Annotated in this window: 22 protein-coding genes and 1 pseudogene; 11 read left to right on the forward strand and 12 right to left on the reverse strand. The window is 67.2% G+C overall.

Features of this window, described 5'->3' with window-relative positions:
* The first annotated feature begins 92 nt into the window (after positions 1-92).
* Positions 93-1,883 carry an acyl-CoA dehydrogenase gene (locus tag HWX31_RS05275; RefSeq protein ID WP_175933875.1) on the forward strand — a complete coding sequence of 597 codons (1,791 nt, stop codon included), beginning with the start codon at positions 93-95 and terminating at the stop codon, positions 1,881-1,883.
* Between the two features lie 85 nt (positions 1,884-1,968).
* Here HWX31_RS05275 and HWX31_RS05280 read toward each other — a convergent pair whose 3' ends face one another.
* Positions 1,969-3,255, reverse strand: coding sequence for a D-amino acid dehydrogenase (locus HWX31_RS05280; protein ID WP_174965903.1), 1,287 nt, complete (start codon positions 3,253-3,255; stop codon positions 1,969-1,971).
* 144 nt (positions 3,256-3,399) lie between these two features.
* Between HWX31_RS05280 and HWX31_RS05285 the strand changes: the two genes are divergently transcribed.
* Together HWX31_RS05285 and HWX31_RS05290 are read left to right on the forward strand one after the other, a co-directional pair.
* Complete coding sequence (locus HWX31_RS05285; protein ID WP_059614794.1) at positions 3,400-3,888, forward strand: Lrp/AsnC ligand binding domain-containing protein; 489 nt, start codon at positions 3,400-3,402, stop codon at positions 3,886-3,888.
* Between the two features lie 79 nt (positions 3,889-3,967).
* Positions 3,968-5,170, forward strand: coding sequence for a PA0069 family radical SAM protein (locus HWX31_RS05290; protein WP_174965902.1), 1,203 nt, complete (start codon positions 3,968-3,970; stop codon positions 5,168-5,170).
* Between the two features lie 86 nt (positions 5,171-5,256).
* On the opposite strand, the gene HWX31_RS05295 is transcribed toward HWX31_RS05290, so the two are convergent.
* Together HWX31_RS05295 and HWX31_RS05300 are read right to left on the reverse strand one after the other, a co-directional pair.
* Positions 5,257-5,727, reverse strand: coding sequence for an NINE protein (locus tag HWX31_RS05295; protein ID WP_059619308.1), 471 nt, complete (start codon positions 5,725-5,727; stop codon positions 5,257-5,259).
* A 124-nt stretch (positions 5,728-5,851) separates the two neighbouring features.
* A complete protein-coding gene (locus HWX31_RS05300; protein ID WP_174965901.1) occupies positions 5,852-6,988 on the reverse strand; it encodes a PQQ-dependent sugar dehydrogenase in 1,137 nt (378 codons plus the stop codon).
* A gap of 152 nt (positions 6,989-7,140) precedes the next feature.
* Here HWX31_RS05300 and rpsP point away from each other — a divergent pair, with 152 nt between their 5' ends.
* From rpsP to HWX31_RS05330, 6 genes are all read left to right on the forward strand, one after another.
* On the forward strand, positions 7,141-7,395 hold the full coding sequence (rpsP, locus tag HWX31_RS05305; RefSeq protein ID WP_010091769.1) for a 30S ribosomal protein S16: 255 nt from the start codon (positions 7,141-7,143) through the stop codon (positions 7,393-7,395).
* Between the two features lie 42 nt (positions 7,396-7,437).
* Complete coding sequence (gene rimM / locus HWX31_RS05310) at positions 7,438-8,115, forward strand: ribosome maturation factor RimM (protein ID WP_059619304.1); 678 nt, start codon at positions 7,438-7,440, stop codon at positions 8,113-8,115.
* On the forward strand, positions 8,116-8,910 hold the full coding sequence (gene trmD, locus HWX31_RS05315) for a tRNA (guanosine(37)-N1)-methyltransferase TrmD (RefSeq protein ID WP_174965900.1): 795 nt from the start codon (positions 8,116-8,118) through the stop codon (positions 8,908-8,910).
* A 134-nt stretch (positions 8,911-9,044) separates the two neighbouring features.
* Positions 9,045-9,434: a 50S ribosomal protein L19 gene (gene rplS / locus HWX31_RS05320; protein WP_010091772.1), complete on the forward strand. Its 390-nt coding sequence runs from the start codon at positions 9,045-9,047 to the stop codon at positions 9,432-9,434.
* 89 nt (positions 9,435-9,523) lie between these two features.
* Positions 9,524-10,210, forward strand: a complete 687-nt coding sequence (locus HWX31_RS05325) for a CoA pyrophosphatase (protein WP_059614782.1) — start codon at positions 9,524-9,526, stop codon at positions 10,208-10,210.
* Between the two features lie 112 nt (positions 10,211-10,322).
* Positions 10,323-11,261, forward strand: coding sequence for a CobD/CbiB family protein (locus HWX31_RS05330; protein WP_059536702.1), 939 nt, complete (start codon positions 10,323-10,325; stop codon positions 11,259-11,261).
* A 58-nt stretch (positions 11,262-11,319) separates the two neighbouring features.
* Here the strand turns inward: HWX31_RS05330 and HWX31_RS05335 are convergent, their stop codons facing one another.
* The 3 genes from HWX31_RS05335 to HWX31_RS05345 form a co-directional block, all read right to left on the reverse strand.
* A complete protein-coding gene (locus tag HWX31_RS05335) occupies positions 11,320-11,637 on the reverse strand; it encodes a putative signal transducing protein (protein ID WP_029226465.1) in 318 nt (105 codons plus the stop codon).
* A gap of 93 nt (positions 11,638-11,730) precedes the next feature.
* Positions 11,731-12,678 carry a ribosome small subunit-dependent GTPase A gene (gene rsgA / locus HWX31_RS05340; RefSeq protein WP_174965899.1) on the reverse strand — a complete coding sequence of 316 codons (948 nt, stop codon included), beginning with the start codon at positions 12,676-12,678 and terminating at the stop codon, positions 11,731-11,733.
* Positions 12,675-13,934, reverse strand: a complete 1,260-nt coding sequence (locus HWX31_RS05345; RefSeq protein WP_174965898.1) for a M48 family metallopeptidase — start codon at positions 13,932-13,934, stop codon at positions 12,675-12,677. The genes rsgA and HWX31_RS05345 overlap by 4 nt, the downstream gene beginning before the upstream one ends.
* Before the next feature lie 117 nt (positions 13,935-14,051).
* Here HWX31_RS05345 and orn point away from each other — a divergent pair, with 117 nt between their 5' ends.
* The gene (orn, locus tag HWX31_RS05350; protein ID WP_174965897.1) at positions 14,052-14,672 is read left to right on the forward strand and encodes an oligoribonuclease; all 621 of its coding nucleotides are present in this window, start codon (positions 14,052-14,054) and stop codon (positions 14,670-14,672) included.
* Between the two features lie 28 nt (positions 14,673-14,700).
* On the opposite strand, the gene mog is transcribed toward orn, so the two are convergent.
* Positions 14,701-15,318 carry a molybdopterin adenylyltransferase gene (mog, locus tag HWX31_RS05355; protein WP_059614778.1) on the reverse strand — a complete coding sequence of 206 codons (618 nt, stop codon included), beginning with the start codon at positions 15,316-15,318 and terminating at the stop codon, positions 14,701-14,703.
* Complete coding sequence (yjgA, locus tag HWX31_RS05360; RefSeq protein ID WP_279613140.1) at positions 15,302-15,904, reverse strand: ribosome biogenesis factor YjgA; 603 nt, start codon at positions 15,902-15,904, stop codon at positions 15,302-15,304. Before yjgA ends, mog begins: the two co-directional genes overlap by 17 nt.
* A gap of 152 nt (positions 15,905-16,056) precedes the next feature.
* On the opposite strand from yjgA, the gene pmbA reads away from it, so the two are divergent.
* Positions 16,057-17,427, forward strand: coding sequence for a metalloprotease PmbA (gene pmbA, locus HWX31_RS05365; protein WP_174965896.1), 1,371 nt, complete (start codon positions 16,057-16,059; stop codon positions 17,425-17,427).
* 94 nt (positions 17,428-17,521) lie between these two features.
* On the opposite strand, the gene HWX31_RS05370 is transcribed toward pmbA, so the two are convergent.
* The 4 genes and pseudogenes from HWX31_RS05370 to HWX31_RS05385 all read right to left on the reverse strand — a co-directional run bounded on the left by HWX31_RS05370 (position 17,522) and on the right by HWX31_RS05385 (position 21,456).
* Positions 17,522-18,022: a dihydrofolate reductase gene (locus HWX31_RS05370; RefSeq protein WP_174965895.1), complete on the reverse strand. Its 501-nt coding sequence runs from the start codon at positions 18,020-18,022 to the stop codon at positions 17,522-17,524.
* A gap of 94 nt (positions 18,023-18,116) precedes the next feature.
* A pseudogene (locus tag HWX31_RS05375) lies at positions 18,117-19,688 on the reverse strand (sigma-54 dependent transcriptional regulator); the annotation flags it as partial.
* Positions 19,689-20,694: 1,006 nt separating this feature from the next.
* Positions 20,695-21,030, reverse strand: a complete 336-nt coding sequence (locus HWX31_RS05380; RefSeq protein WP_174965894.1) for a hypothetical protein — start codon at positions 21,028-21,030, stop codon at positions 20,695-20,697.
* Between the two features lie 75 nt (positions 21,031-21,105).
* Positions 21,106-21,456: a hypothetical protein gene (locus HWX31_RS05385; RefSeq protein WP_174965893.1), complete on the reverse strand. Its 351-nt coding sequence runs from the start codon at positions 21,454-21,456 to the stop codon at positions 21,106-21,108.
* Between the last annotated feature and the right edge of the window lie 217 nt (positions 21,457-21,673).

Here is a 21,673-nt window from a genome sequence, read left to right on the forward strand (position 1 = left end):
CGTGACGCTTCAGCGGTAAGCACACGAGACGAGGGGCGCGACGAGCGCCCCTTTTTTATTACGCCGTCGGCAGAAGAATATGGAGGAGCAACATGAGCTATACCGCCCCCGTCAAGGACATGCTGTTCGTGCTGAAGGAACTGGCCGGCATCGACGCCGTCGCGCAGCTGCCGGGTTTCGAGGACGCGGGCTTCGACACCGCGCAGGCGGTGCTCGACGAATCCGCGAAGTTCTGCGGCGAAGTGCTGGCGCCGCTGAACGTCGACGGCGACCGCGAGCCGAGCAGCTGGAAGGACGGCGTCGTGACCGCGACGCCGGGCTTCAAGGAAGCGTTCCGCCAGTTCGTCGAAGGCGGCTGGCAGGGGCTGCAGCATCCGGCCGAGTATGACGGCCAGGGGCTGCCGAAGCTGATCGCGACGCCGTGCATCGAGATGCTGAACGCGGCGAACCTGTCGTTCGCGCTGTGTCCGCTGCTGACCGACGGCGCGATCGAGGCGCTCCTGACGGCAGGCACCGACGAACAGAAGCAGCGCTACGTGCCGAAGCTGATCTCGGGCGAATGGACCGGCACGATGAACCTGACCGAGCCGCAGGCCGGCTCCGACCTCGCGTTGGTGCGCTCGCGCGCCGAGCCGCAGGGCGACGGGTCGTACAAGGTGTTCGGCACCAAGATCTTCATCACGTGGGGCGAGCACGACATGGCCGGGAACATCGTCCATCTCGTGCTGGCGCGCACGCCGAACGCGCCGGAAGGCGTGAAGGGGATTTCGCTGTTCATCGTGCCGAAGTTCCTCGTCAACGACGACGGCAGCCTCGGCGCGCGCAACGACGTGCACTGCGTGTCGATCGAGCACAAGCTCGGCATCAAGGCGAGCCCGACCGCGGTGCTGCAGTACGGCGACCACGGCGGCGCGATCGGCTACCTGGTCGGCGAGGAGAATCGCGGCCTCGAATACATGTTCATCATGATGAACGCGGCGCGCTTCGGCGTCGGGATGCAGGGGATCGGCGTGGCGGACCGCGCGTACCAGAAGGCGGCGGCGTTCGCGAAGGAGCGCGTGCAGAGCCGGCCGGTGGACGGCTCGGCGAAGCAGTCGGTGGCGATCATCCACCACCCGGACGTGCGCCGGATGCTCGGCACGATGCGCGCGCTGACCGAAGGCGCGCGGGCGCTGGCCTATGTGGCGGCCGCGCACAGCGACATGGCGCACCGCCATGCGGACGAGGCGACGCGCGCACGCCATCAGGCGATCTACGAGTACCTGGTGCCGGTCGTGAAGGGCTGGAGCACGGAGATGGTGAACGACGTCGCGAGCCTGGGCGTGCAGGTGCACGGCGGGATGGGCTTCATCGAGGAGACGGGCGCCGCGCAGTACTACCGCGACGCGCGGATCCTGGCGATCTACGAAGGGACGACGGCGATCCAGGCGAACGACCTGGTGGGCCGCAAGACGGTGCGCGACGGCGGCGCGGTGGCGAAGGCGCTGCTCGGCGAGATCGGTCAGACGGTCGAGGCGCTCGCCAAGCTCGACGGCGCGGCGGCGGCGTCGATGAAGGCGCAGCTGGAGAAGGGGGCGCGGGCGTTGTCGGCGGTGGTCGATTACGTGGTGGCGAACACGAAGCAGGACCCGAACGCGGTGTTCGCGGGCAGCGTGCCGTACCTGAAGCTGGCGGGCGTGGTGCTGTGCGGGTGGCAGATGGCGCGCGCGCTGGTGGCCGCGCACGCGAACCGCGCGAACGATCCGGCGTTCTACGACGCAAAGATCGCGATCGCGCAGTTCTATGCGGAACACATTCTCGTGCAGGCGGGCGGGTTCGAAGCGTCGATCGTCGGCGCGAAGGGCGGCGAGGGCGTGCTCGCGTTGACGGAAGACCAGTTCTGACGCCGGTGCGGGATGCAATGCAAAAAGGCGCCCGAGGGCGCCTTTTTGCTTGATTGAGCCCCGCGCTGCGGCGGGCCGGTGCGACTTACGCGTAAGCCGGGCGCGGCTGGCCTGCCGTGTCCTTCAGGTAGCGGTGCACCGACAGGTCGTCTGCCTGGATTGCCGGTTTCTTGCCGGAAATCAGGTCCGCGAGCAGCTGGCCGGAGCCGCACGACATCGTCCAGCCGAGCGTGCCGTGACCGGTGTTCAGGAACAGGTTCGACACCGGCGTGCGACCGACGATCGGCGTGCCGTCCGGCGTCATCGGGCGCAGGCCGGTCCAGAACGTCGCCTTCGACGTATCGCCGCCGCCCGGGAACAGGTCGTTCACGCACATTTCGAGCGTTTCGCGGCGCGCGTCGCGCAGGCGCTTGTCGAAGCCGACGATTTCCGCCATCCCGCCGACGCGGATGCGCTGGTCGAAACGCGTGATCGCGATCTTGTAGGTTTCGTCGAGCACGGTCGACACCGGCGCGGCCGCTTCGTCGACGATCGGCGCGGTGATCGAATAGCCCTTGAGCGGATACACCGGAATCTTCATCAGGTTCGCGATGAAGCGGGTCGAGTGCGAGCCGAGTGCGACGACATAAGCGTCAGCGCGCACCATCTCGCCGCCGCACTGCACGCCGGCGATCTTGCCGCCGGCGACCGCGAGCGCGTCGATCGGCGTGTTGTAGCGGAACTTGACGCCGAGCCCTTCTGCGAGCGCAGCGAGGCGCGTCGTGAACAGCTGGCAGTCGCCGGTTTCGTCGCCCGGCAGGCGCAGGCCGCCCGTCAGCTTGTGCGACACCGCGGCAAGCGCCGGCTCGGCGTTCTTCAGCTCGGCCGGCGACAGCAGTTCGAACGGCACGTTCGCGTCCCGCAGCACCGCGATGTCCTTCGCCGCGCCGTCGAGCTGCTGCTGCGTGCGGAACAGTTGCAGCGTGCCGCCCGTGCGGCCTTCGTACTCGATGCCCGTGTCGGCGCGCAGCGCCTGAATGCAATCGCGGCTGTATTCGGCGAGACGGACCATGCGGCCCTTGTTCACCGCGTAGCGCTCGGCCGTGCAGTTGCGCAGCATCTGCCACATCCATTGCAGTTGGAAGCGGGTGCCGTCGAGGCGGATCGCGAGCGGCGCGTGCTTCTCGAACATCCACTTGACCGCCTTCAGCGGCACGCCGGGCGCGGCCCACGGCGCCGCGTAGCCGGGCGAGATCTGGCCCGCGTTCGCGAAGCTCGTGTCGAGCGCCGGGCCGGCCTCCCGGTCGATCACCGTGACTTCATGACCGGCGCGCGCGAGGTAATACGCGCTTGCCACGCCCACTACACCGCTGCCCAGAACGACGACTCGCATAGCTGCTCCAGATGGAAGGACCAGATCGAGGCCGGATGCACCCGCGGCTCCGTGTAACCTCTAGCTGATCTAGTTTTTTGCGCTATGGTATTGTCGAATGTGCAGTTTTTGTTATCGTATTTTTTGGCTTTTCAGCATAAACAAATGAGAACGCAACGCCACCCGGTGCGCACGCTCGACAAGCTCGACCGGCGCATCCTCAAACTGCTCCAGAACGACGGCCGGATGGCGATGAAGGATCTCGCCGAGCAGGTCGGACTGACCGTCACGCCGTGCATCGAACGCGTGCGGCGCATGGAGCGCGACGGGGTGATCACCGGCTATCACGCGCGGGTCGATCCGGCCCAGCTCGGCGCGGCGCTGCTCGTGTTCGTCGAGATCACGCTCGGTCACAAGGGCGGCAACATGTTCGAGCAGTTCCGCCGCGAGGTGATGAAGATCGACGAGGTGCTCGAGTGCCATCTCGTGTCCGGTGATTTCGACTACCTGATCAAGGCGCGGATCGGCGAGATGGCCGACTACCGCAAGCTGCTCGGCGACATCCTGCTGCAGCTGCCGGGCGCAGTGCAGTCGAAGAGCTATGTCGTGATGGAGGAAATCAAGGAGACGCTGACGATTTCGGTCGACGAATAGCCCCCTATCTCTCCCTTGGCACGCTGCACTCAATACTGTATAAATGTACAGTATTGAGTGCAGGTGACTGGGTGAGGCGATGGACGATCGATCCGACAATGAATTTCCGGTTGCGCCACCCATGCCTCGCAAGGGGCGCGGGGCGGTCGACAACCTGCAGGGGCGGTACGAGACGGCGCTTCGCGAGGCGGTCGACGACGGCTGGACACACGAGGCGGACGACGCCGATTTGCCGGTGCCGCTGCGCACGCAGGTATTCGAGGAGCGGGCACGCAGCATCCTCACGCGCAACCAGTCGCCCGACATTCCGTTCAGCGTGTCGCTCAATCCGTATCGCGGCTGCGAGCATGGCTGCATCTACTGCTTCGCGCGGCCGACTCACAGCTATCTCGGCCTGTCGCCGGGGCTCGATTTCGAGAGCCGCATCTATGCGAAGGTCAACGCGGCCGAACTACTCGAGCGCGAGATTTCCAGAAAGCGCTACGTGCCGGAGCCGATCGCGCTCGGCGTCAATACCGATGCATACCAGCCGGTCGAGCGGGATCTGCGCATCACGCGCAGCGTGATTCAGGTCATGCACGATCACGGGCTGCCGTTCGCCGCGATCACGAAGTCGTCGCTGATCGAGCGCGATCTCGACCTGCTGGCGCCGATGGCGGCGCGCGGGCAGGTGATGGCGGCGGTCACGATCACGACGCTCGACGCGGAACTTGCGCGCACGCTCGAGCCGCGCGCTGCGACGCCGGCTCGCCGGTTGCGTACGATCCGCGCGCTGCGCGACGCGGGGGTGCCGGTCGGCGTGAGCATTGCGCCGGTGATTCCGTTCGTCACCGAGCCGGACCTGGAGCGGGTGCTCGAAGCGTGCGCGGAAGCGGGCGCGACGCACGCGAGCTACATCATCCTGCGGCTGCCCTGGGAAGTTGCGCCGCTGTTCAGGAACTGGCTGACCGCACATTTTCCGGATCGAGCGGAGCGCGTGATGAACCGCGTGCGCGACATGCGCGGCGGCAAGGACTACGACTCGGATTTCGGCAAGCGGATGAAGGGCGAAGGGATCTGGGCGGATCTGCTGAAGCAGCGCTTTCGTCAGGCGGTCAAGCGGCTTGGGCTGAACGAGCGTGCGAACGGCATTCTCGATCTGTCGCAGTTTAGAGGGGCCGGCCAACCGGGGGCCGGCCAACCGGGGGCCGGCCAACCGGGGGGCGGGGTGGCCGCCCCTCGATCAAACGCGCGCGTGGTCGGTTCGAGGTTGCGTGACGACACGCAGTTGAGTCTTTTCTAGGCAGTATGACTTCCGCAATGTAAAGGTTTCCGGCGTGCCACCGGATGGAGCGTGATGCCGGCACCAGGCGCGTCGCTCCCGTTTGTTTATTGCGAGATCTGCTTGGCCGCTTCAACCTGCGACTCGAAATACGTCTGGAACGAGAGGGCGAGCGCCGTCATCAGCAGGAACGCACCAATCAGCAACGAGAAGATCACGACGAAGATCACCGTCCAGCCCGAACGGCTGTGCCTGCCGGTGTCCGCATTGAATTGCGCATCCCACTTTTCGTCCGGACGCAGCCCGTAGACGATGGCCGCAAGGAAGGCCGCCAGCAGCGAAATCGCGCCGGGCACCGCCAGCCACCAGCCGAGGCCGGCGGTGCGCTGGGTCGCGGCGAGCAGCAGGAAGCCGGGAATGCCGACGATCGTCGCGAGCAGATGGGCCCAGCCATAGACGTCCCGAAAGCCGTACAGATAGAAGCGATGCGCGCCGATCGAGCCGAACAGGAACGCGAGGGCGGCGGTAAGCGTCTTGGAGCGGAAGCGGCGGATCGGGGCGGTGCTGCTGCTGGACATGGATGGGCGGGCGTAATGTCGTTGGAATGGTGCGTTGGAGTGGACCGCCGCAGACGCGGCGCGGGCGTGCAGCCCGGCACGCATTCTACGATGCGGTGGTGGAGGCGGTCATCCCTGCTCTGCGTCAAGGTGCCGCATAGGTGATGCGGTAGATCGCGCCTGCGTAGTCGTCGCTGACGAGCAGCGAGCCGTCGGGCAGCACCAGCACGTCGGCCGGGCGACCCCACACGGTGCCGTCGGCCCGCAGCCAGCCGGTCACGAACGGCGTTTGCCGCGCGTGGCTGCCGTCGGCGGACGCCACGACGCGCATTACGCGATAACCGACCTTGGTGCTGCGGTTCCACGAGCCGTGTTCGGCGATGAAGATGTTGTTGCGATACGCGGCCGGAAACATCGAGCCGGTATAGAAGCGCATGCCGAGCGAGGCGACATGCGCGCCGAGCTTCAGCACGGGGCCCGTATAGCGGCGGCACGCGTTCTGGCTGCCGTACTCGGGGTCGGGCGTGTCGCCGCCGTGGCAGTACGGGAAGCCGAAATCGAGGCCCGCGTGCGGCGCGCGGTTGAGCTTGTCGTCCGGCACGTCGTCGCCCATCCAGTCGCGGCCGTTGTCGGTGAACCACAGCTCGCCCGTGTCCGGATGCCACGCGAATCCGACCGTATTGCGCACGCCGCGCGCGACCACCTCCCGGTGACCGCCGTCCGGATTCATGCGCGCGATGATCGCGAACCGGTTGCGGTCGGCGAGGCATACGTTGCATGGTGCACCGGTCGGCACGTACAGCCGGCCGTCCGGCCCGAACGCGATGAATTTCCAGCCGTGATGGTGCTCGGTCGGCAACGCATCGGTGACGACCACGGGCTTCGGCGGCGCGGCAAGCTGGTCGTCGATGCGGTCGAGGCGCACAATGCGCGATACGGCCGACACGTACAATGCGCCGTCCCGGTAGGCGACGCCTACCGGCATGTCGAGCCCGGACGCGATCACGTGATGCGCGCCGATCTGGCCCTCCCGCATCACGAATGCGTGCACGCGGCCCTCGCGGGTGCCGACATACAGGATGCCGCGCGGCGACCACGCCATTTCCCGTGCAGTCGGCACCTCATCGGTGAGCAGCGACACGTGGAACCCGGGCGGCACGACGAGTTCGCTCACCGGCAGGCCGGCGGCGAACGCCATTGCGGAGGCGAGACAGGCGGCGCCGGCAACGAGCGCCGCAACGCGGCGCTGCGCGCGGCGCACCACGGCGCGAAGCGGCGGCATGGCGGCGGCGGACGGTCCTGGACAGGCCGATTGTATGCCCGGCGGTCGGGGGGCGCGGATTTTTTGCGCGTAAGTGTTTGTTGTGCCTCTGGTTTCCGGCTATAATCGCACGTTTCAGTAGTTTCGAACCCGGTTTTCCCGAAGGATTTCATATGGTTATCATCCGTCTGGCTCGCGGCGGCTCGAAGAAGCGCCCGTTCTACAACATCGTCGCTACCGATTCGCGCAACCGTCGTGACGGCCGCTTCATCGAGCGCGTCGGCTTCTACAACCCGGTCGCTACGAAGGGCGAATCGCTGCGTATCGCTCAGGACCGCCTGACGTACTGGCAAGGCGTTGGCGCGCAACTGTCGCCGACCGTCGAGCGTCTCGTGAAGCAAGCGCAGAAGGCGCAGCCGGCTGCCTAACATGGCACGGTGTGCCGGTCGTGCCGGCTGCGAGGTGCATTGATGGCGGGTCACGATTCCGGTAACGCAAGGCGCGGGCGAGCGTCGTTCGGCGCATTCGTCCGCAAGCCGGCCGAGCGCGGTACTGCCGCGAACGCCGGCGCGGCTGCCGAGCAGGGCGGCCTCGAGGCGGTGCAAGCCTGGCCCGACGACGCCGTCGAGGTCGGAGCGGTGGTCGATGCCTACGGCCTGAAGGGCTGGGTCAAGGTGATGACCCACGCCGACGCCGGTCGCGGCGGCGACGCGCTGCTCAATGCGCGCTGCTGGTGGCTGGAAAAAGGTGCGGAGCGGCATGCCGTCCGCATCACGCAGGCGAAGACGCATGGCGATACGGTCGTCGCGCATCTCGCCGGTCTGGGCGATCGCGATGCCGCGCTGGCTTTGCGCGGCTTTCGCGTGTCCGTGCGCCGGGAAGATTTTCCGGCGCTGGACGCAGACGAGTTCTACTGGGTCGACCTGATCGGTCTCGACGTCGTCAACGAGCAATCGGTGGCGCTCGGGAAAGTGATCGGAATGATCGACAACGGCGCGCATTCGATCATGCGCATCGAATATCCGGCGACCGGGAAAGACGGCCAGCCGGCGCCTGCCGAGCGGTTGATTCCGTTCGTCGGCGTGTACGTCAAAACGGTCGACCAGGCGGCGCGTCGCATCGTCGTCGACTGGGAAGCCGATTATTAAATGAACCAGGTTACGGAGAGCGCGGTGCAGTTCGATGTCGTCACGCTCTTTCCCGAAATGTTCCGTGCGCTGACCGACTGGGGCATCACCAGCCGGGCCGTTAAGCAGGGCAGCTTCGGGTTGCGTACCTGGAACCCGCGTGACTTCACGACGAACAACTACCGCACGGTCGACGATCGGCCCTACGGTGGTGGTCCGGGCATGGTGATGCTCGCGAAGCCGCTCGAGGCTGCGATCGGTGCCGCGAAGGCGGCGCAGGCGGAGCAGGGCGTCGCGAGCCCGCGCGTGGTGATGATGTCGCCGCAGGGCGCGCCGCTCACGCATGAACGCGTCGTGCGGATGGCGCAGGAGCCGGGCGTCATCGTGCTGTGCGGTCGCTACGAAGCGATCGACCAGCGCCTGCTCGACCGCTGCGTCGACGAGGAAATCAGCGTCGGCGATTTCGTGCTGTCGGGCGGCGAGCTGCCGGCGATGGCAATGATGGATGCGGTCGTGCGCCTGCTGCCCGGCGTGCTGAACGATGCACAGTCGGCCGTGCAGGACAGCTTCGTCGGCGGCCTGCTCGATTGTCCGCATTACACGCGGCCCGAGGAATACGAGGGCGCGCGGGTGCCGGACGTGCTGCTCGGCGGCCATCATGCCGAGATCGAGCGCTGGCGGCGCCAGGAAGCATTGAGGAATACGTGGCTGAAGCGTCCGGACCTGATCGACCGGGCGCGTCGCGACAAGTTGCTGAGCCGTGCCGACGAGGCGTGGCTCGCGAATCTCGCACGCGAAGCGAAGAACGCCTCCTGAGGCGGTGCTGGCGGGCGGGAATTGGCGGTGCCGTGCATGCGTGCGCGGCGCCTGATGTGAATCCATCCTCTATCGGGGCCGGGCCTGGGAACGGGCGGGCGCAAACGCCGACAAGATGGTTTTAGGAGTCAGTGATGAATCTGATTGCAAAGCTTGAGCAGGAAGAAATCGAGCGCGCGCTCGCAGGCAAGACGATCCCCGAATTCGCCCCGGGCGACACGGTGATCGTGAACGTGAACGTGGTTGAAGGTAACCGCAAGCGCGTTCAGGCTTACGAAGGCGTCGTGATCGCGAAGCGCAACCGTGGCCTCAACTCGGCGTTCATCGTCCGCAAGATTTCGTCGGGCGAAGGCGTTGAGCGTACGTTCCAGACCTACTCGCCGCTGCTGGCGAGCATCGTCGTGAAGCGTCGCGGCGACGTGCGTCGCGCGAAGCTGTACTACCTGCGCGAGCGTTCGGGCAAGTCGGCTCGAATCAAGGAAAAGCTGGTGTCGAAGGATCGCACCGCAGCTGTCCAGGCGTAAGAGCTGTAAGGAAAAAGCACCCACCCGGGTGCTTTTTTCATTCTGGCGCGACAATACGCTCATATCGACTCGAATCAAGAGAGCCCCCGTTGACTCGCCGCCTCATCATCGATCCCGAAGTGCTGCCGGTCGAAGGCACCAGTGCCGGCCTGCCGCCCATCGATCGCGAACGGATGACGCCATCCGGCATGCGCGACCGCTTTGCCCGTCAGCTCGAATGGACCGTCGAACCTTTCGAATCCCGTGTCGTGGAAGGCGTCGATCCGCGCAGCGCGGCCGTGCTCGTGCCGCTCGTCGTCCGTGACGCCGGCCTGACCGTGCTGCTCACGCAGCGTGCCGATCACCTGAACGATCATGCCGGACAGGTCAGCTTTCCCGGCGGCCGGCGCGAGCCGTTCGACCGTGACGCGACCGCGACGGCGTTGCGCGAGGCGAAGGAGGAGATCGGGCTCGCCGGCGAGCAGGTCGAGATCCTCGGCGCGTTGCCGGACTACCTGACGGGCACCGGCTTTTGCGTGACGCCGGTCGTCGGTCTCGTGCATCCACCCTTCACGGTGCAGGCGGATACGTTCGAAGTCGCCGAGATCTTCGAGGTGCCGCTCGCGTTCCTGATGAATCCGGCGAACCATCAGATCCGCACATTCCGTTGGGACGGCGGAGAGCGTCGTTTTTTTGCGATGCCTTATCCGCGCGGCGACGGGGGCGGAGATTACTTCATCTGGGGCGCAACTGCCGGCATGTTGCGCAATCTGTACCGCTTCTTGGTCGCGAAATGAACATGCGCGCCGTTCCGCGCGCGCGGACGGCCGCAGGCGTCGGCAGCCATGCCCGGCTTACGCTGTGCTATCGTTATGCAAAAAATGACATAACCCGAAGACGGCGCTACGCATGACTTTCTTTTCGGTTCTTCTCGCCCTCATCATCGAACAGGTCCGCGCATTGTCGCCGAGCAATCCGGTGTTCGCCCTGTTTCAGTTTCATGCGGAAACCGTCGCGCATGGCCTCGACGCAGGCAAGCAGAAGCACGGCATCCTTGCCTGGCTCGCGGTCGTGCTGCCGTGGGTGCTGGTCGTCGCGCTGATCTATTTCCTGCTGTACAAGGTGAGCTTCGTGCTCGCGTTCCTGTGGAACGTCGCCGTCGTGTATTTCACGCTCGGCTTCCGCCAGTTCAGCCATTACTTCACCGATATCCATCTCGCGCTGAACAACGACGACGTGCCGCGCGCGCGCGAAATCCTGCACGAGTGGACGGGCATCGACACGGTCGACATGCCGGTCGGCGAGATCGTCCGCCATACGCTGATCCATGCGGTCGTCGCGTCGCATCGCCACGTGTTCGGCGTGTTCTTCTGGTACGTGCTGCCGGTCGGCCCTGCAGGCGCGGTGCTGTATCGCATTTCCGAATACCTGGCGCGCAGCTGGTCGACGCCGGCCGACGACCGCACCGCCGCCTTCTCGACGTTCGCACAGCGCGCGTTCTTCGTGATCGACTGGGTGCCCTCGCGGCTGACTGCGCTGGGCTTCGCGATCGTCGGCAACTTCGAGGATGCGATCTATGCGTGGCGCAATCACACGCGCCAGTGGCCCGACCCGAACGACGGCGTGCTGCTGGCGGCGGGCAGCGGGGCGCTCGGCGCGCGGCTGGCCGGGCCGCTCGCCGAGCCGTCGAGCCTCGACGCGCTGGCGGTCGGTGAAAGCGGCCCGTTGACGGTGGGCGACGATTGCACGCCGCGCACGCTGCAGTCGGCGGTCGGCCTCGTGTGGCGCGCGGTGATTCTGTGGATGATCCTGCTGCTGATGCTGACGATCGCGGTCTGGGTGTCCTGACGCAGGGCCCGGAGCGGAACGCACAAGGCCGGCTCGACGCCGGCCTTTTTGCTGTGCGTCAGCCGTCGCGCGGGTCGCGCACCGCGCCGCAATGCCAGCAGGCGGTGAATTGCGCTTCGAGCGACTCACCGCACTGCGGGCAGCGCCAGGGCGTCGCGCCGGCGGCCGGGCCGCGCGACGCGGCGTCTAGGAGGCGCCGCGCAAGCGCTTCGTCGCGTTCGTCGTCGAGCCAGACTTCGGGCGCGCACGCGTCGGCCGGCAGGCCGCCGAGCGCGCCCGTCGCATAGCGGTTGTGCAGCTCGCAGCCGACGCCGGCCGCCTCGAGGACATTGGCCCAATGCTGCGCGGTCGCAAGATCCGGCGCCTTGAAACGCATCATCGCTCCTGTCGGTGACGGGCCGGGCAACGGGCATTGCGCGGGGCAGGGTGGCCCGGCCGCGCAGCGCGCTCCGTGCGCGCCGTCCGGACGTCAACGTACGACCTGGCTCGCCTCGTGCACCAGTTGCGCGTACAACGCGTGCCGCGACGGCGCGATGCGGCCGTCGGCGACGGCTTCCAGGATCGCGCAGCCCGGCTCGTGCAGATGATGACAATTATAGAAACGGCAGTCCGCCAGCAGCGGGCGGAACTCCGGGAACGCGCGCTCGAGGCGCCCTTCGGTCAGATGATAGAGGCCGAATTCCTGGAAGCCCGGCGAATCGATCAGCGCGCCGTCGCTGCCGGGCAGCGGATAGAGCCGCGTGAACGTCGTCGTGTGCCGGCCGCTGTTCAGCGCCGCCGAGATCTCGCGCGTCGCGGCTTCGGCGTCGGGCACGAGCAGGTTCACGAGCGTCGACTTGCCCATCCCCGACTGGCCGAGCAGGATCGTCGAATGGCCCGCCAGATGCGGCATCAGCTGCGCACGCGCGTCGTCGGGCGCGCCCTTGACCGACAGTTCCAGCACGTCATAGCCGAGCGCGCGATACGGCGCGAGCCGCTCGCGGGCGACCGGCAGCGCCGCCTCGACGTCGATCTTGTTCAGCACGACGAGCGGCTTCAGGTCGTTCGCGTCGGCGGCGATCAGCGCACGCCCGAGCAGGTCCTCGCTGAAATAGGGCTCGGTTGCGAGCACGATCAGCAGCTGGTCGAGGTTGGCCGCGAACAGCTTCGACTTGAACTGGTCGGAGCGATACAGCAGGTTGCGGCGTTCGCCGATCTCGACGATCACGCCCTGGTCGGCGGACGTGCGCTCGTACGCGACGCGGTCGCCGACCGCGACGTCGCTCTTCTTGCCGCGCGGGAAGCACTGCAGCATCGGGCCGCCTTCGTCGGGCGCGACGATGTAGTGGCGGCCGTGCGCCGCGATCACGCGGCCTTCGGCGCGTGCCGCGCCCGAGGCGCGCGGGGCCGGCTTGCGGGGGGAGGTCGGCCGGCTCATGCGCGCTGCAGCAGCCGGTCGATCCGCTGCGACGCGGGCGGGTGCGAATAGTAGAAGGCCGTGTAGACCGGGTCGGGCGTCAGCGTCGACGCATTGTCCTCGTACAGCTTCACGAGCGCGCTGACGAGATCCTGCGCGTCGGTCTGGCTGGCGGCGAATGCGTCCGCCTCGAATTCGTGCTTGCGCGACGTGAGGCTGCCGATCGGCGTCGCGAAGAACAGGAACACGGGGATCGCGAGGAAGAACAGCACGAGCGCCGCGCCGGCGTTGCTGGAGTCGAGCGACGGTGTGACGCCGAGCCCCGTATAGAACCACACGCGCTGCGCGAGCCAGCCGAGCAGCGCGAGCAGCGCGAGGCTCAGCACGAACGACACGAGCATGCGCTTCATCACGTGGCGGCGCTTGAAATGGCCGAGCTCGTGCGCGAGCACGGCCTCGATCTCCTCGCCGGACAGCCGCGCGAGCAGCGTGTCGAAGAACACGATCCGCTTGGACGCGCCGAAGCCGGTGAAGTAAGCGTTGCCGTGCGCGGACCGGCGGCTGCCGTCCATCACGAACAGGCCCTTTGCCGCGAAGCCGCAGCGCTTCATCAGCGACTCGATGCGCTCGCGCAGCGCGTCGTCCTTCAGCGGTTCGAACTTGTTGAAGAGCGGGGCGATGAAGCTCGGGTAGATCAGCAGCACGAGCATCTGGAACGCGACCCAGACGATCCACGTCCACAGCCACCACAGGCTGCCGGCCTGGTTCATCAGCCACAGCACGACGAACAGCAGCGGCAGGCCGAGCGCGGCGCCGAGCAGCACGTTCTTCAGCATGTCGGTGAAGAACAGGCGCTTGGCCATCCGGTTGAAGCCGAAGCGCTGCTCGATGCCGAACTGGCGGTAATACTCGAACGGCACGTCGATCACGCTCGTGATCGCGAACACCGCCGCGACGAGCGCGACCTGCTGCCCGTAGCCGCGGCCGAGCCAGCCGGACAGCAGCGCATCGAGCGCGCCGACGCCGCCGAGCAGCGTGAGGCCGACCAGCACGGCCGCGCTGACGACGATCTCGAGCATCGTCAGCCGGGTGCGCTCGACCGTGTAGTCGGCCGCGCGCTGGTGCGCGGACAGCGGGATGGTCGCGCTGAAGCGGGCAGGGACGCGGTTGCGGTGCGCGGCGACGAAGCGGACCTGCCGCGACGCGAGCCACAGCTTGGTGACGACCATCGCGAGCACGGCGAGCGCGAACAGCAGGGTGAACGAAAAAGGTGACATCGAAGGCGCCAAAGGGTTCTATGCGAGAATTATATGTTCTTGCGGACCGGGCCCGCTGACGCGAAACCGGCCGCCGGGGCGGCGCCTTGCGCTGTCCGCCATTTTCCAGGATGACTCATGACCGATACCCCCGCTTCCGCCAGCCAGCCCGAACTCGTGCGCAACGAGTTGAATCTCGTCTGGCTCGACATGGAAATGACGGGCCTCGACCCGGATAACGACCGCATCATCGAGATCGCGGTCGTCGTGACCAATTCGACGCTCGAGATCGCGGTCGAAGGCCCGGTGTTCGCAATCCACCAGAGCGACGCGACGCTCGCGAAGATGGACGACTGGAACAAGAACACGCACGGCCGCTCGGGCCTGATCGACCGCGTGCGTGCGTCGACCGTGACCGAAGCGGACGCCGCCGCGCAGCTCCAGGCGTTCCTCTCGCAGTACGCATCGCCCGGCAAGTCGCCGATGTGCGGCAATTCGATCTGCCAGGACCGCCGCTTCATGGCGCGCTGGATGCCGGACCTCGAGCGCTTCTTCCATTACCGCAACCTCGACGTCAGCACGCTCAAGGAGCTGTGCCGCCGCTGGCAGCCGGCGATCTACAAGGGCTTCCAGAAGCGCGCGATGCATACGGCGCTGGCCGACATCCACGAGTCGATCGACGAGCTGAAGTACTACCGCGAGCATTTCCTGATCCCGGCCACGCCGGCGCCGGCCGGCGAATCCGCGCCGGCCGCCTGAGCGGGCCGGTTTGCTCCACCGCGCCGCGTCAGCGCGGCGCGCGCTGCGCGCTCTTCGGCCGGAACGCCGCGACCACCGCGGCGTCGGTCTCGATGTACGGGCCGCCGATCAGGTCGACGCAATAGGGCACCGCGGCGAAGATGCCGGGCACGGTGGCGCGGCCGTCCGCGTCGCGCAGCCCTTCGAGGGTTTCCTTGATCGATTTCGGCTGGCCCGGCAGGTTGATGATCAGCGCCGCATGGTCGGCCGTCTCGCGGATGACCGCGACCTGCCGCGACAGGATCGCGGTCGGCACGAAATTCAGGCTGATCTGCCGCATCTGCTCGCCGAATCCCGGCATTTCCTTCGTCGCCACCGCGAGCGTCGCCTCGGGCGTCACGTCGCGGCGCGCCGGGCCGGTGCCGCCCGTCGTCAGCACGAGGTCGCAGCCGGCCGTGTCGACCAGCTCGACGAGCGTCGCGGAGATCGTCGCGGCGTCGTCCTGGATCAGCCGGGTCTCGGCGCGCCACGGCGAACTCAGCGCGGCGGCGAGCCAGTCCTGCAGTGCCGGAATGCCCTTGTCCTCGTAGACGCCGGTGCTCGCGCGGTCGCTGATCGACACGAGGCCGACCACCAGCTCGTCGGGATGGTTACGCTTCGTCGCCATGATCCTCTCCGGCGGACTCGTCTTCGTCGTCGTCCGCGTCAGGTGCGCCGCTCGCGGTCTTGATCCACTGGAACAGCTCGCGGAAGTAGCGCGGCGGCTTGTTCTGCTGCGCCTCCCTGCGGGCATTGCGGATCAGCGTACGGCCTTCCTGCACGTCGGCGTCCGGATGCTGGCGCACGAATTCGGTCAGCGCGGCGTCGTCGGCCAGCAGCTGCTCGCGGGTGCGTTCGATCCAGTGCAGGCGGGCCGTCGCGGCCTTGTTCACGCCGCGCTGCGCGTCGAGCGCGGTGCGCAGCGCGGCCGTCTCGTCGTCGGTCAGCGAGCGCATCACGCGGCCGACGTACTGGAGCTGGCGGCGCTTGCCTTCATGATCGGTGATGCGGCGCGCTTCGCGCACCGCATCCGCGAGGTCTTCGGGCATCGGCATGCGCTTGAGTGCGTCTTTCGGCAGGTCGACGAGCGCCTGGCCGAGTTCCTGCAGCGCGTGCATTTCGCGCTTCAACTGGGATTTGCTGGGGCGATCGTAGCCGTGGCCGGCGTCGTCGTCGGCGTGCTCGATCGGCTGAATACGGGTTTTGCGTGTCATGGGCGGCATTGTATCGCGCCGCGGCCGCCCCAAGCTTCTCCGTTCCGGTATCCCGGACCCGAAATGAAACGGCCCCGGCGCACACTGATATGATCGCGGAATACGACATTTTGAACACGCGGGCCGCGAGCCCGCCACCGGATAAAACGAAGATGGCTGCCAATCTCGACACGCAAGCGCGCTATTTCCCGCATACGCAGGATCAGCTGAAAGAAATCGCCTCGGACATCCTCCGGCACGCGAAGGCGCTCGGCGCGTCGGACGCCGCGACCGAAATCTCCGAAGGCGACGGCCTGTCGGTGTCGGTGCGCCGCGGCGAGGTCGAGACGATCGAGCACAATCGCGACAAGATGGTCGGCGTGACCGTGTTCATCGGCAAGAAGCGCGGCAATGCGAGCACGTCGGATTTTTCGCCGTCCGCGATCAAGGACACCGTCGCCGCCGCATACAACATCGCGCGCTTCACCGCCGAGGACGACGCGGCCGGGCTCGCCGAGGCCGAACTGCTCGAGACGGCGCCGCGCGACCTCGACCTCTACCACCCGTGGGAGCTGTCCGCCGACGACGCGGTCGAGATTGCCCGCCGCGCGGAAGACGCCGCGTTCGCGGTCAGTCCGCAGATCCGCAATTCGGAAGGCGCGAGCGTGTCCGCGCAGCATTCGCAGTTCGTGCTCGCGACGTCGCGCGGCTTCCTCGCCGGCTATCCGTATTCGCGCCATTACATCGCCTGCGCGCCGATCGCCGGCACCGGCCGCCACATGCAGCGCGACGACTGGTACACGTCGAAGCGCAGCGCGGCCGACCTCGCGGCGCCGGAAGCGGTCGGGCGCTATGCGGCCGAGCGTGCGCTCGCGCGGATGGGCGCGCGCCGCCTCGACACCCGCAAGGTGCCGGTGCTGTTCGAGGCGCCGCTCGCGGCCGGGCTGCTCGGCGCGTTCGTGCAGGCGGTGAGCGGCGGCGCGCTGTACCGCAAGACCTCGTTCCTCGTCGACAGCCTCGGCAAGCCGGTGTTCGCGCCGCACGTGCAGATCGTCGAGGATCCGCACGTGCCGCGCGCGATGGGCAGCGCGCCGTTCGACGAGGAAGGCGTGCGCACGCGCGCGCGCAGCGTCGTCAAGGATGGCGTCGTCGAGGGCTATTTCCTGTCGACCTACTCGGCGCGCAAGCTCGGCACGCAGACGACCGGCAACGCCGGCGGCTCGCACAACCTCGCGCTGCGCAGCAGCAACACGCAGTCGGGCGACGATTTCGACGCGATGCTGAAGAAGCTCGGCACGGGCCTGTTGCTGACCGAGCTGATGGGGCAGGGCGTGAACTACGTGACGGGCGACTATTCGCGCGGCGCGGCGGGGTTCTGGGTCGAGAACGGCGTGATCCAGTACCCGGTCGAGGAGATCACGGTCGCGAGCACGCTGCAGGAGATGTTCCGGCACATCGTCGCGATCGGCGCGGATTCGATCGTGCGCGGCACGAAGGAAACCGGCTCGGTGCTGATCGAGCAGATGACGATCGCCGGGCAGTAAGCCGCGTCGCGCGGCCCGCGCCGGCCAGGCCGGTGCCCCGACAAGCACGGCCCGATCGGCAAATCGCCGGTCGGGCTTTTTTCATGAGCGCGCGTCAGCCGCGCTTTTTCTCGTAGACGACGAATGCGTAGCCGAACGTGTTCGGCGCGGCGGCCTGGTGCGAATCGCGCGACACTTCCTGCCAGTGCGCGGGATCGGGTGCGGGGAACGACGCGTCGCCGTCGAAATCGGCGTCGATCTCGGTGACGACCAGCTTGTCGGCGAGCGCGAGGCCTTCCGCATAGAGCTGCGCGCCACCGATCAGGAACGCTTCGGGCGCGCCGTCGCGCGCGGCGAGCGCGAGCGCGTCGGCGAGCGACGTGACGGTGTCGCAGCCGTCGAAGCGGCGCGCCCCGTCGCGCGTGACGACGATGTTGCGGCGCCCGGGCAGCGGCCGGCCGATCGATTCGTGGGTCTTGCGGCCCATCACGATCGGCGCGCCCATCGTCGTGCGCTTGAAGAAGGCGAGATCCTCTGGAAGTTTCCAGGGCAACTGGTTGTCGCGGCCGATGATGCCATTGCGGGCGCGCGCGACGATCAGGGTCAGCGTCGTCATGAACGTAGGAAAGGGGAAAGCGGGAACGGCGCCGATTCTACCGGAATGCCGGCGCGCATCGCTCGTCGAGTTCGGCTCGATCCGTTCGCCGCATCTATCCCCGGTGCTCGTCGCCGCCCGCCGCCGCGCGCTGCTCGGCGTCGGACAGCTCGCGCAGCCCGTGCGCGCCCATCAGGCGGTACAGCGTGACGCGCGAGATGCCGAGTTCCGCGGCGGCTTCCGCGAGCCGGTGCCGGTGGCGCAGCAGCGCCGCCTCGATCGCGCGCTTCTCCGCGTGCTCGCGGGCCTCGGCGAGCGTCGACGACTGCTGGGCGGCGTACGGCCCGAGATCGAGGTCGGCAGCCGAGATCAGCCGGCCGTCGGCCATCACGATCGCGCGGCGGATCCGGTTGATCAGCTCGCGCACGTTGCCCGGCCACGGGTAGCTGTACATCGCCTCGATCGCGCAGGGCGTGAAGCCGCGGATCTTCCGCGCGCTGTCGCTGCGGAACTTCAGCAGCACGTGATGCGCGAGCAGTTCGATGTCCTTGCCGCGCGCGCGCAGCGGCGGCTCGTCGATGCGCAGCACGCACAGGCGATGGAACAGGTCGGCGCGAAAGGCGCCGTCGCGCATCGCCGCCTCGAGGTCGACGTGTGTCGCCGAGATGATGCGGACATCGACCGGAATCGATTCGTGGCCGCCGAGCCGTTCGATCTTGCCCTCCTGCAGGAAGCGCAGCATGCTTGCCTGGCTCTCGAGCGGCATGTCGCCGATCTCGTCGAGGAACAGCGTACCGCCATGCGCGGCCTCGACGCGGCCGATCTTGCGCTGGTGCGCACCGGTGAATGCGCCGCGCTCGTAGCCGAACAATTCGGATTGCAGCAGATGATGCGGAATCGCGCCGCAATTGATCGCGACGAACGGCGCCTTGCGGTGCGACGAGCGCTCGTGGATCGCGAGCGCGGTCAGTTCCTTGCCGGTGCCCGATTCCCCGGAAATGAACACGGTCGCATCGGTGTTGGCGACCTTGCGGATCGTGCGGAACAGCTTCTGCATCGCATCGCAGGTGCCGACCATTTCGTCGTCGCCGGTTGCGGCGACGTCGGTCGCGAGATCGAGGTCGCACAGCGTCATCATTCCGTACGCGTGACCGACGAGGTAGTCGATCGTCGTGAGCGTCGGCGCGTCTTTCAGATAGTCGAAGCAGCACTGGCGGATCAGCTTGCGGATGTCGGGCTCGGCGAGGCGCGTGGAGTCGGCGAGCGCGATCCAGCCGATCTGCTGATGGCGCAGGATCGGCTCGAGCGTGGCGAGATCGCGCGCCACGAAGCCGTCGAGATCGACGATGCCCGCATGTGCGGCTTCCGGCTTCACGAGCCGCTGCGCGTCGTGTGCGCTTCTCGCATGCAGCACGTCCCAGCGGCGCTCGAGCAGATGCGCAACGAGCGTCGCGTCAGGGTGGCGGGACAGATACACGAGCGGCCGGACAGCATGCGGGTGGCCGTGAGCGGCGGCGCCGTCCGAGCACGCGATCGTCAGTCGCGGCACGAAGCCCTGCGGGGCGGCTGAGGTGACGGAATGGGAGTCATGCACGATAACCTCGCTGCGTAAGCGCGCTTCGGAAAGTGGACGAAGGGCGCAGGGCGGCGATCCAGGCCGGTGTGTCGGACGTGCGCCCGAACGCGGCTGGCATCTTCGTCGCCGAGAGTTTCTTTAAGGTATGGGGGCGGCCGGCACGCGACACGATGGTCGGTGTATGGCGCGCGGTGGCACATGCGGTTGGCGCGAGGCGCCTGGCGCGATGCCGGGCGAGCGCCGCGGGTCGGCATGCTGTCGGCCGACGCGGAGAGGCCGCCGCGGCCAGTTCATGGAATGTTGTCGGGTTCGCCTCGAGCTGGTCCCGGCTGACGCGTTTGCCCCGCGCGCGCAGGGGCAGCGCCGTGCGCGCATGGTGCAGCGGGTCAGCGGGCAAGCCGATCGCGGGCGGCTGCTGTTGCGACATGTTCCCTCCCCCGGGTTGGACGGCCTGGCCGCGGACCGACGGGTTCGGGGGCGGGCGTCCGGAATGGCATATCGATGCCATGCAAATTCGGTTCCACGGCTTGCGTGCCGTGCGTCATCTCCTGGTGAATGTGCCGTCGTGCAGCGTTGGCGGGACGCTCGTCTGACGGAGCGTTACGCGTGCATCGGTTGTGTATGCAACCGGATATGAAATCGGCCGGATTCGATCATGCGGTATACGGCGAGCGACGGACGGCGTGCATTGTCGAGCGCGCCGTTCGCAAAATGCAGTGGAACGGTATGAAGCGGTTCGCAACCGGTTCGCAGCGCCGTGGCCATACGCATCCCGGCCGTCGGGATTCGACGGCGCGAATGCGGCGGTGCGGTTCGCGCGGATTGCCATGTCAGTCATCCGTCGCAGCCGTAGCGATCGTTTACCGGACATACGGACCATGCGCGGTCTCCGGTGGATCCGTCAGAGCATTGCGTCGAGCCCTTGGAGAGCGCGACATCGTCATGCGCCGAGCGTCGACGCAATACGGCTGACCGGCCTCACCCGACATTCCGACATGCCCGCTCGCACCGGCCGGCGCGAGCGCGCACAGGTGTCCGGGCAGGGGCGTGTTTGCGTCGCCGGCATCATGTCCGGCCGACGAATCGGAATGTGGCGTGTGCTTCACGGTGTGCTCCATCACGTGATGGCCTGATCGAGGAAGCGTGTAAAAACAGCATCGAGCGTGTAAAAAGAGTGCCCGCCGGGGGACGGAGCACAAAACCGTTTGCCGCAGCTTGGCGGGCGTCGGGTTTCGGCGCATTCGATCGCATTGCTCCCGACGATGTTGCGTGCGTCTGGCGGGCACGCCTGCCCGTCGCGCCGAGTGAATTCGAAAAATGATTCGTAATCCGATATGAGTGATCGGCTCGCGTCTGCAATGTGCGACGCCATCCGGACATCCGGCGCGCCGCACCCGGTGCCGGCGATTGCCTGCATCGGCCTGTCGGGAAGAGGACAGGGCAGCGCGATCATGACGGATCTCGTGGATGATTCATTGAAAGAAGTGGTGGGCGCGACAGGGCTGCGATATCGAAGGTCCGGCGGTCGTCACTTGTTCGGTGGTGACGTGACGCGGCTCTGCAATGCTTGCTGCGTATTCACGGGAGCCGGAAGCGGCGCGGGCGGGGTAATCTCGTCCCACAGCGTGACCGTGCCGTTGCCGGGTGTGGACGACGGCGCCAGCGCGACGTCCGATGTGCTGGCCGGCTGGAGCGCAGGCCGGCGCTCGTCGACCTGCGTGTAACGCTTCATCCATGTAGCGTCGTTTGCCGGAGACGCGAGCATGGTGTCGGGCACACCTCCCTGGGTGGTTTCCTGTGCGATCGCCGCGACCTGTAGCGACGCGGCTGTGAACGCGACGTCGATCCAGGCGATGGAAAGGCGATGAAGGGTTCGCATGGCGTATCTCCGGTGTGCACTGATACCAGCGAAATACATGCCACTGCGCCAGGATCGTTGTCGCGATTGCGCCCACCCCGACGGTGCGGCAGCGCGCGCAGCGAAACGAGGAGAAATTGTTTCAGCTCTGAAACGAGGGGCCTTGGGAGTACTGCTGATTCAAGCAATTCGCTTCGCGGACGACAATCGGCCTACGTGTCGATATGAAAAGCAGCCT

Origin of the sequence: Burkholderia ubonensis, assembly GCF_902833085.1 — a bacterium.
GTDB lineage: Bacteria > Pseudomonadota > Gammaproteobacteria > Burkholderiales > Burkholderiaceae > Burkholderia > Burkholderia ubonensis.

What these genes read in the sequence shown, in the direction of transcription:
- HWX31_RS05300 (WP_174965901.1), bottom strand. Translation starts at nt 6,988, where the DNA reads ATGCCGCCGCTTCGCGCCGTGGTGCGCCGCGCGCAGCGCCGCGTTGCG.
- mog (WP_059614778.1), bottom strand. Translation starts at nt 15,318, where the DNA reads ATGGCGACGAAGCGTAACCATCCCGACGAGCTGGTGGTCGGCCTCGTG.
- rimM (WP_059619304.1), top strand. Translation starts at nt 7,438, where the DNA reads ATGGCGGGTCACGATTCCGGTAACGCAAGGCGCGGGCGAGCGTCGTTC.
- HWX31_RS05290 (WP_174965902.1), top strand. Translation starts at nt 3,968, where the DNA reads ATGGACGATCGATCCGACAATGAATTTCCGGTTGCGCCACCCATGCCT.
- rpsP (WP_010091769.1), top strand. Translation starts at nt 7,141, where the DNA reads ATGGTTATCATCCGTCTGGCTCGCGGCGGCTCGAAGAAGCGCCCGTTC.
- HWX31_RS05345 (WP_174965898.1), bottom strand. Translation starts at nt 13,934, where the DNA reads ATGTCACCTTTTTCGTTCACCCTGCTGTTCGCGCTCGCCGTGCTCGCG.
- yjgA (WP_279613140.1), bottom strand. Translation starts at nt 15,904, where the DNA reads ATGACACGCAAAACCCGTATTCAGCCGATCGAGCACGCCGACGACGAC.
- HWX31_RS05330 (WP_059536702.1), top strand. Translation starts at nt 10,323, where the DNA reads ATGACTTTCTTTTCGGTTCTTCTCGCCCTCATCATCGAACAGGTCCGC.
- rsgA (WP_174965899.1), bottom strand. Translation starts at nt 12,678, where the DNA reads ATGAGCCGGCCGACCTCCCCCCGCAAGCCGGCCCCGCGCGCCTCGGGC.
- rplS (WP_010091772.1), top strand. Translation starts at nt 9,045, where the DNA reads ATGAATCTGATTGCAAAGCTTGAGCAGGAAGAAATCGAGCGCGCGCTC.
- HWX31_RS05335 (WP_029226465.1), bottom strand. Translation starts at nt 11,637, where the DNA reads ATGCGTTTCAAGGCGCCGGATCTTGCGACCGCGCAGCATTGGGCCAAT.
- trmD (WP_174965900.1), top strand. Translation starts at nt 8,116, where the DNA reads ATGAACCAGGTTACGGAGAGCGCGGTGCAGTTCGATGTCGTCACGCTC.
- HWX31_RS05385 (WP_174965893.1), bottom strand. Translation starts at nt 21,456, where the DNA reads ATGCGAACCCTTCATCGCCTTTCCATCGCCTGGATCGACGTCGCGTTC.
- HWX31_RS05280 (WP_174965903.1), bottom strand. Translation starts at nt 3,255, where the DNA reads ATGCGAGTCGTCGTTCTGGGCAGCGGTGTAGTGGGCGTGGCAAGCGCG.
- HWX31_RS05380 (WP_174965894.1), bottom strand. Translation starts at nt 21,030, where the DNA reads ATGATCGCGCTGCCCTGTCCTCTTCCCGACAGGCCGATGCAGGCAATC.
- HWX31_RS05285 (WP_059614794.1), top strand. Translation starts at nt 3,400, where the DNA reads ATGAGAACGCAACGCCACCCGGTGCGCACGCTCGACAAGCTCGACCGG.
- HWX31_RS05370 (WP_174965895.1), bottom strand. Translation starts at nt 18,022, where the DNA reads ATGACGACGCTGACCCTGATCGTCGCGCGCGCCCGCAATGGCATCATC.
- pmbA (WP_174965896.1), top strand. Translation starts at nt 16,057, where the DNA reads ATGGCTGCCAATCTCGACACGCAAGCGCGCTATTTCCCGCATACGCAG.
- HWX31_RS05275 (WP_175933875.1), top strand. Translation starts at nt 93, where the DNA reads ATGAGCTATACCGCCCCCGTCAAGGACATGCTGTTCGTGCTGAAGGAA.
- HWX31_RS05295 (WP_059619308.1), bottom strand. Translation starts at nt 5,727, where the DNA reads ATGTCCAGCAGCAGCACCGCCCCGATCCGCCGCTTCCGCTCCAAGACG.
- orn (WP_174965897.1), top strand. Translation starts at nt 14,052, where the DNA reads ATGACCGATACCCCCGCTTCCGCCAGCCAGCCCGAACTCGTGCGCAAC.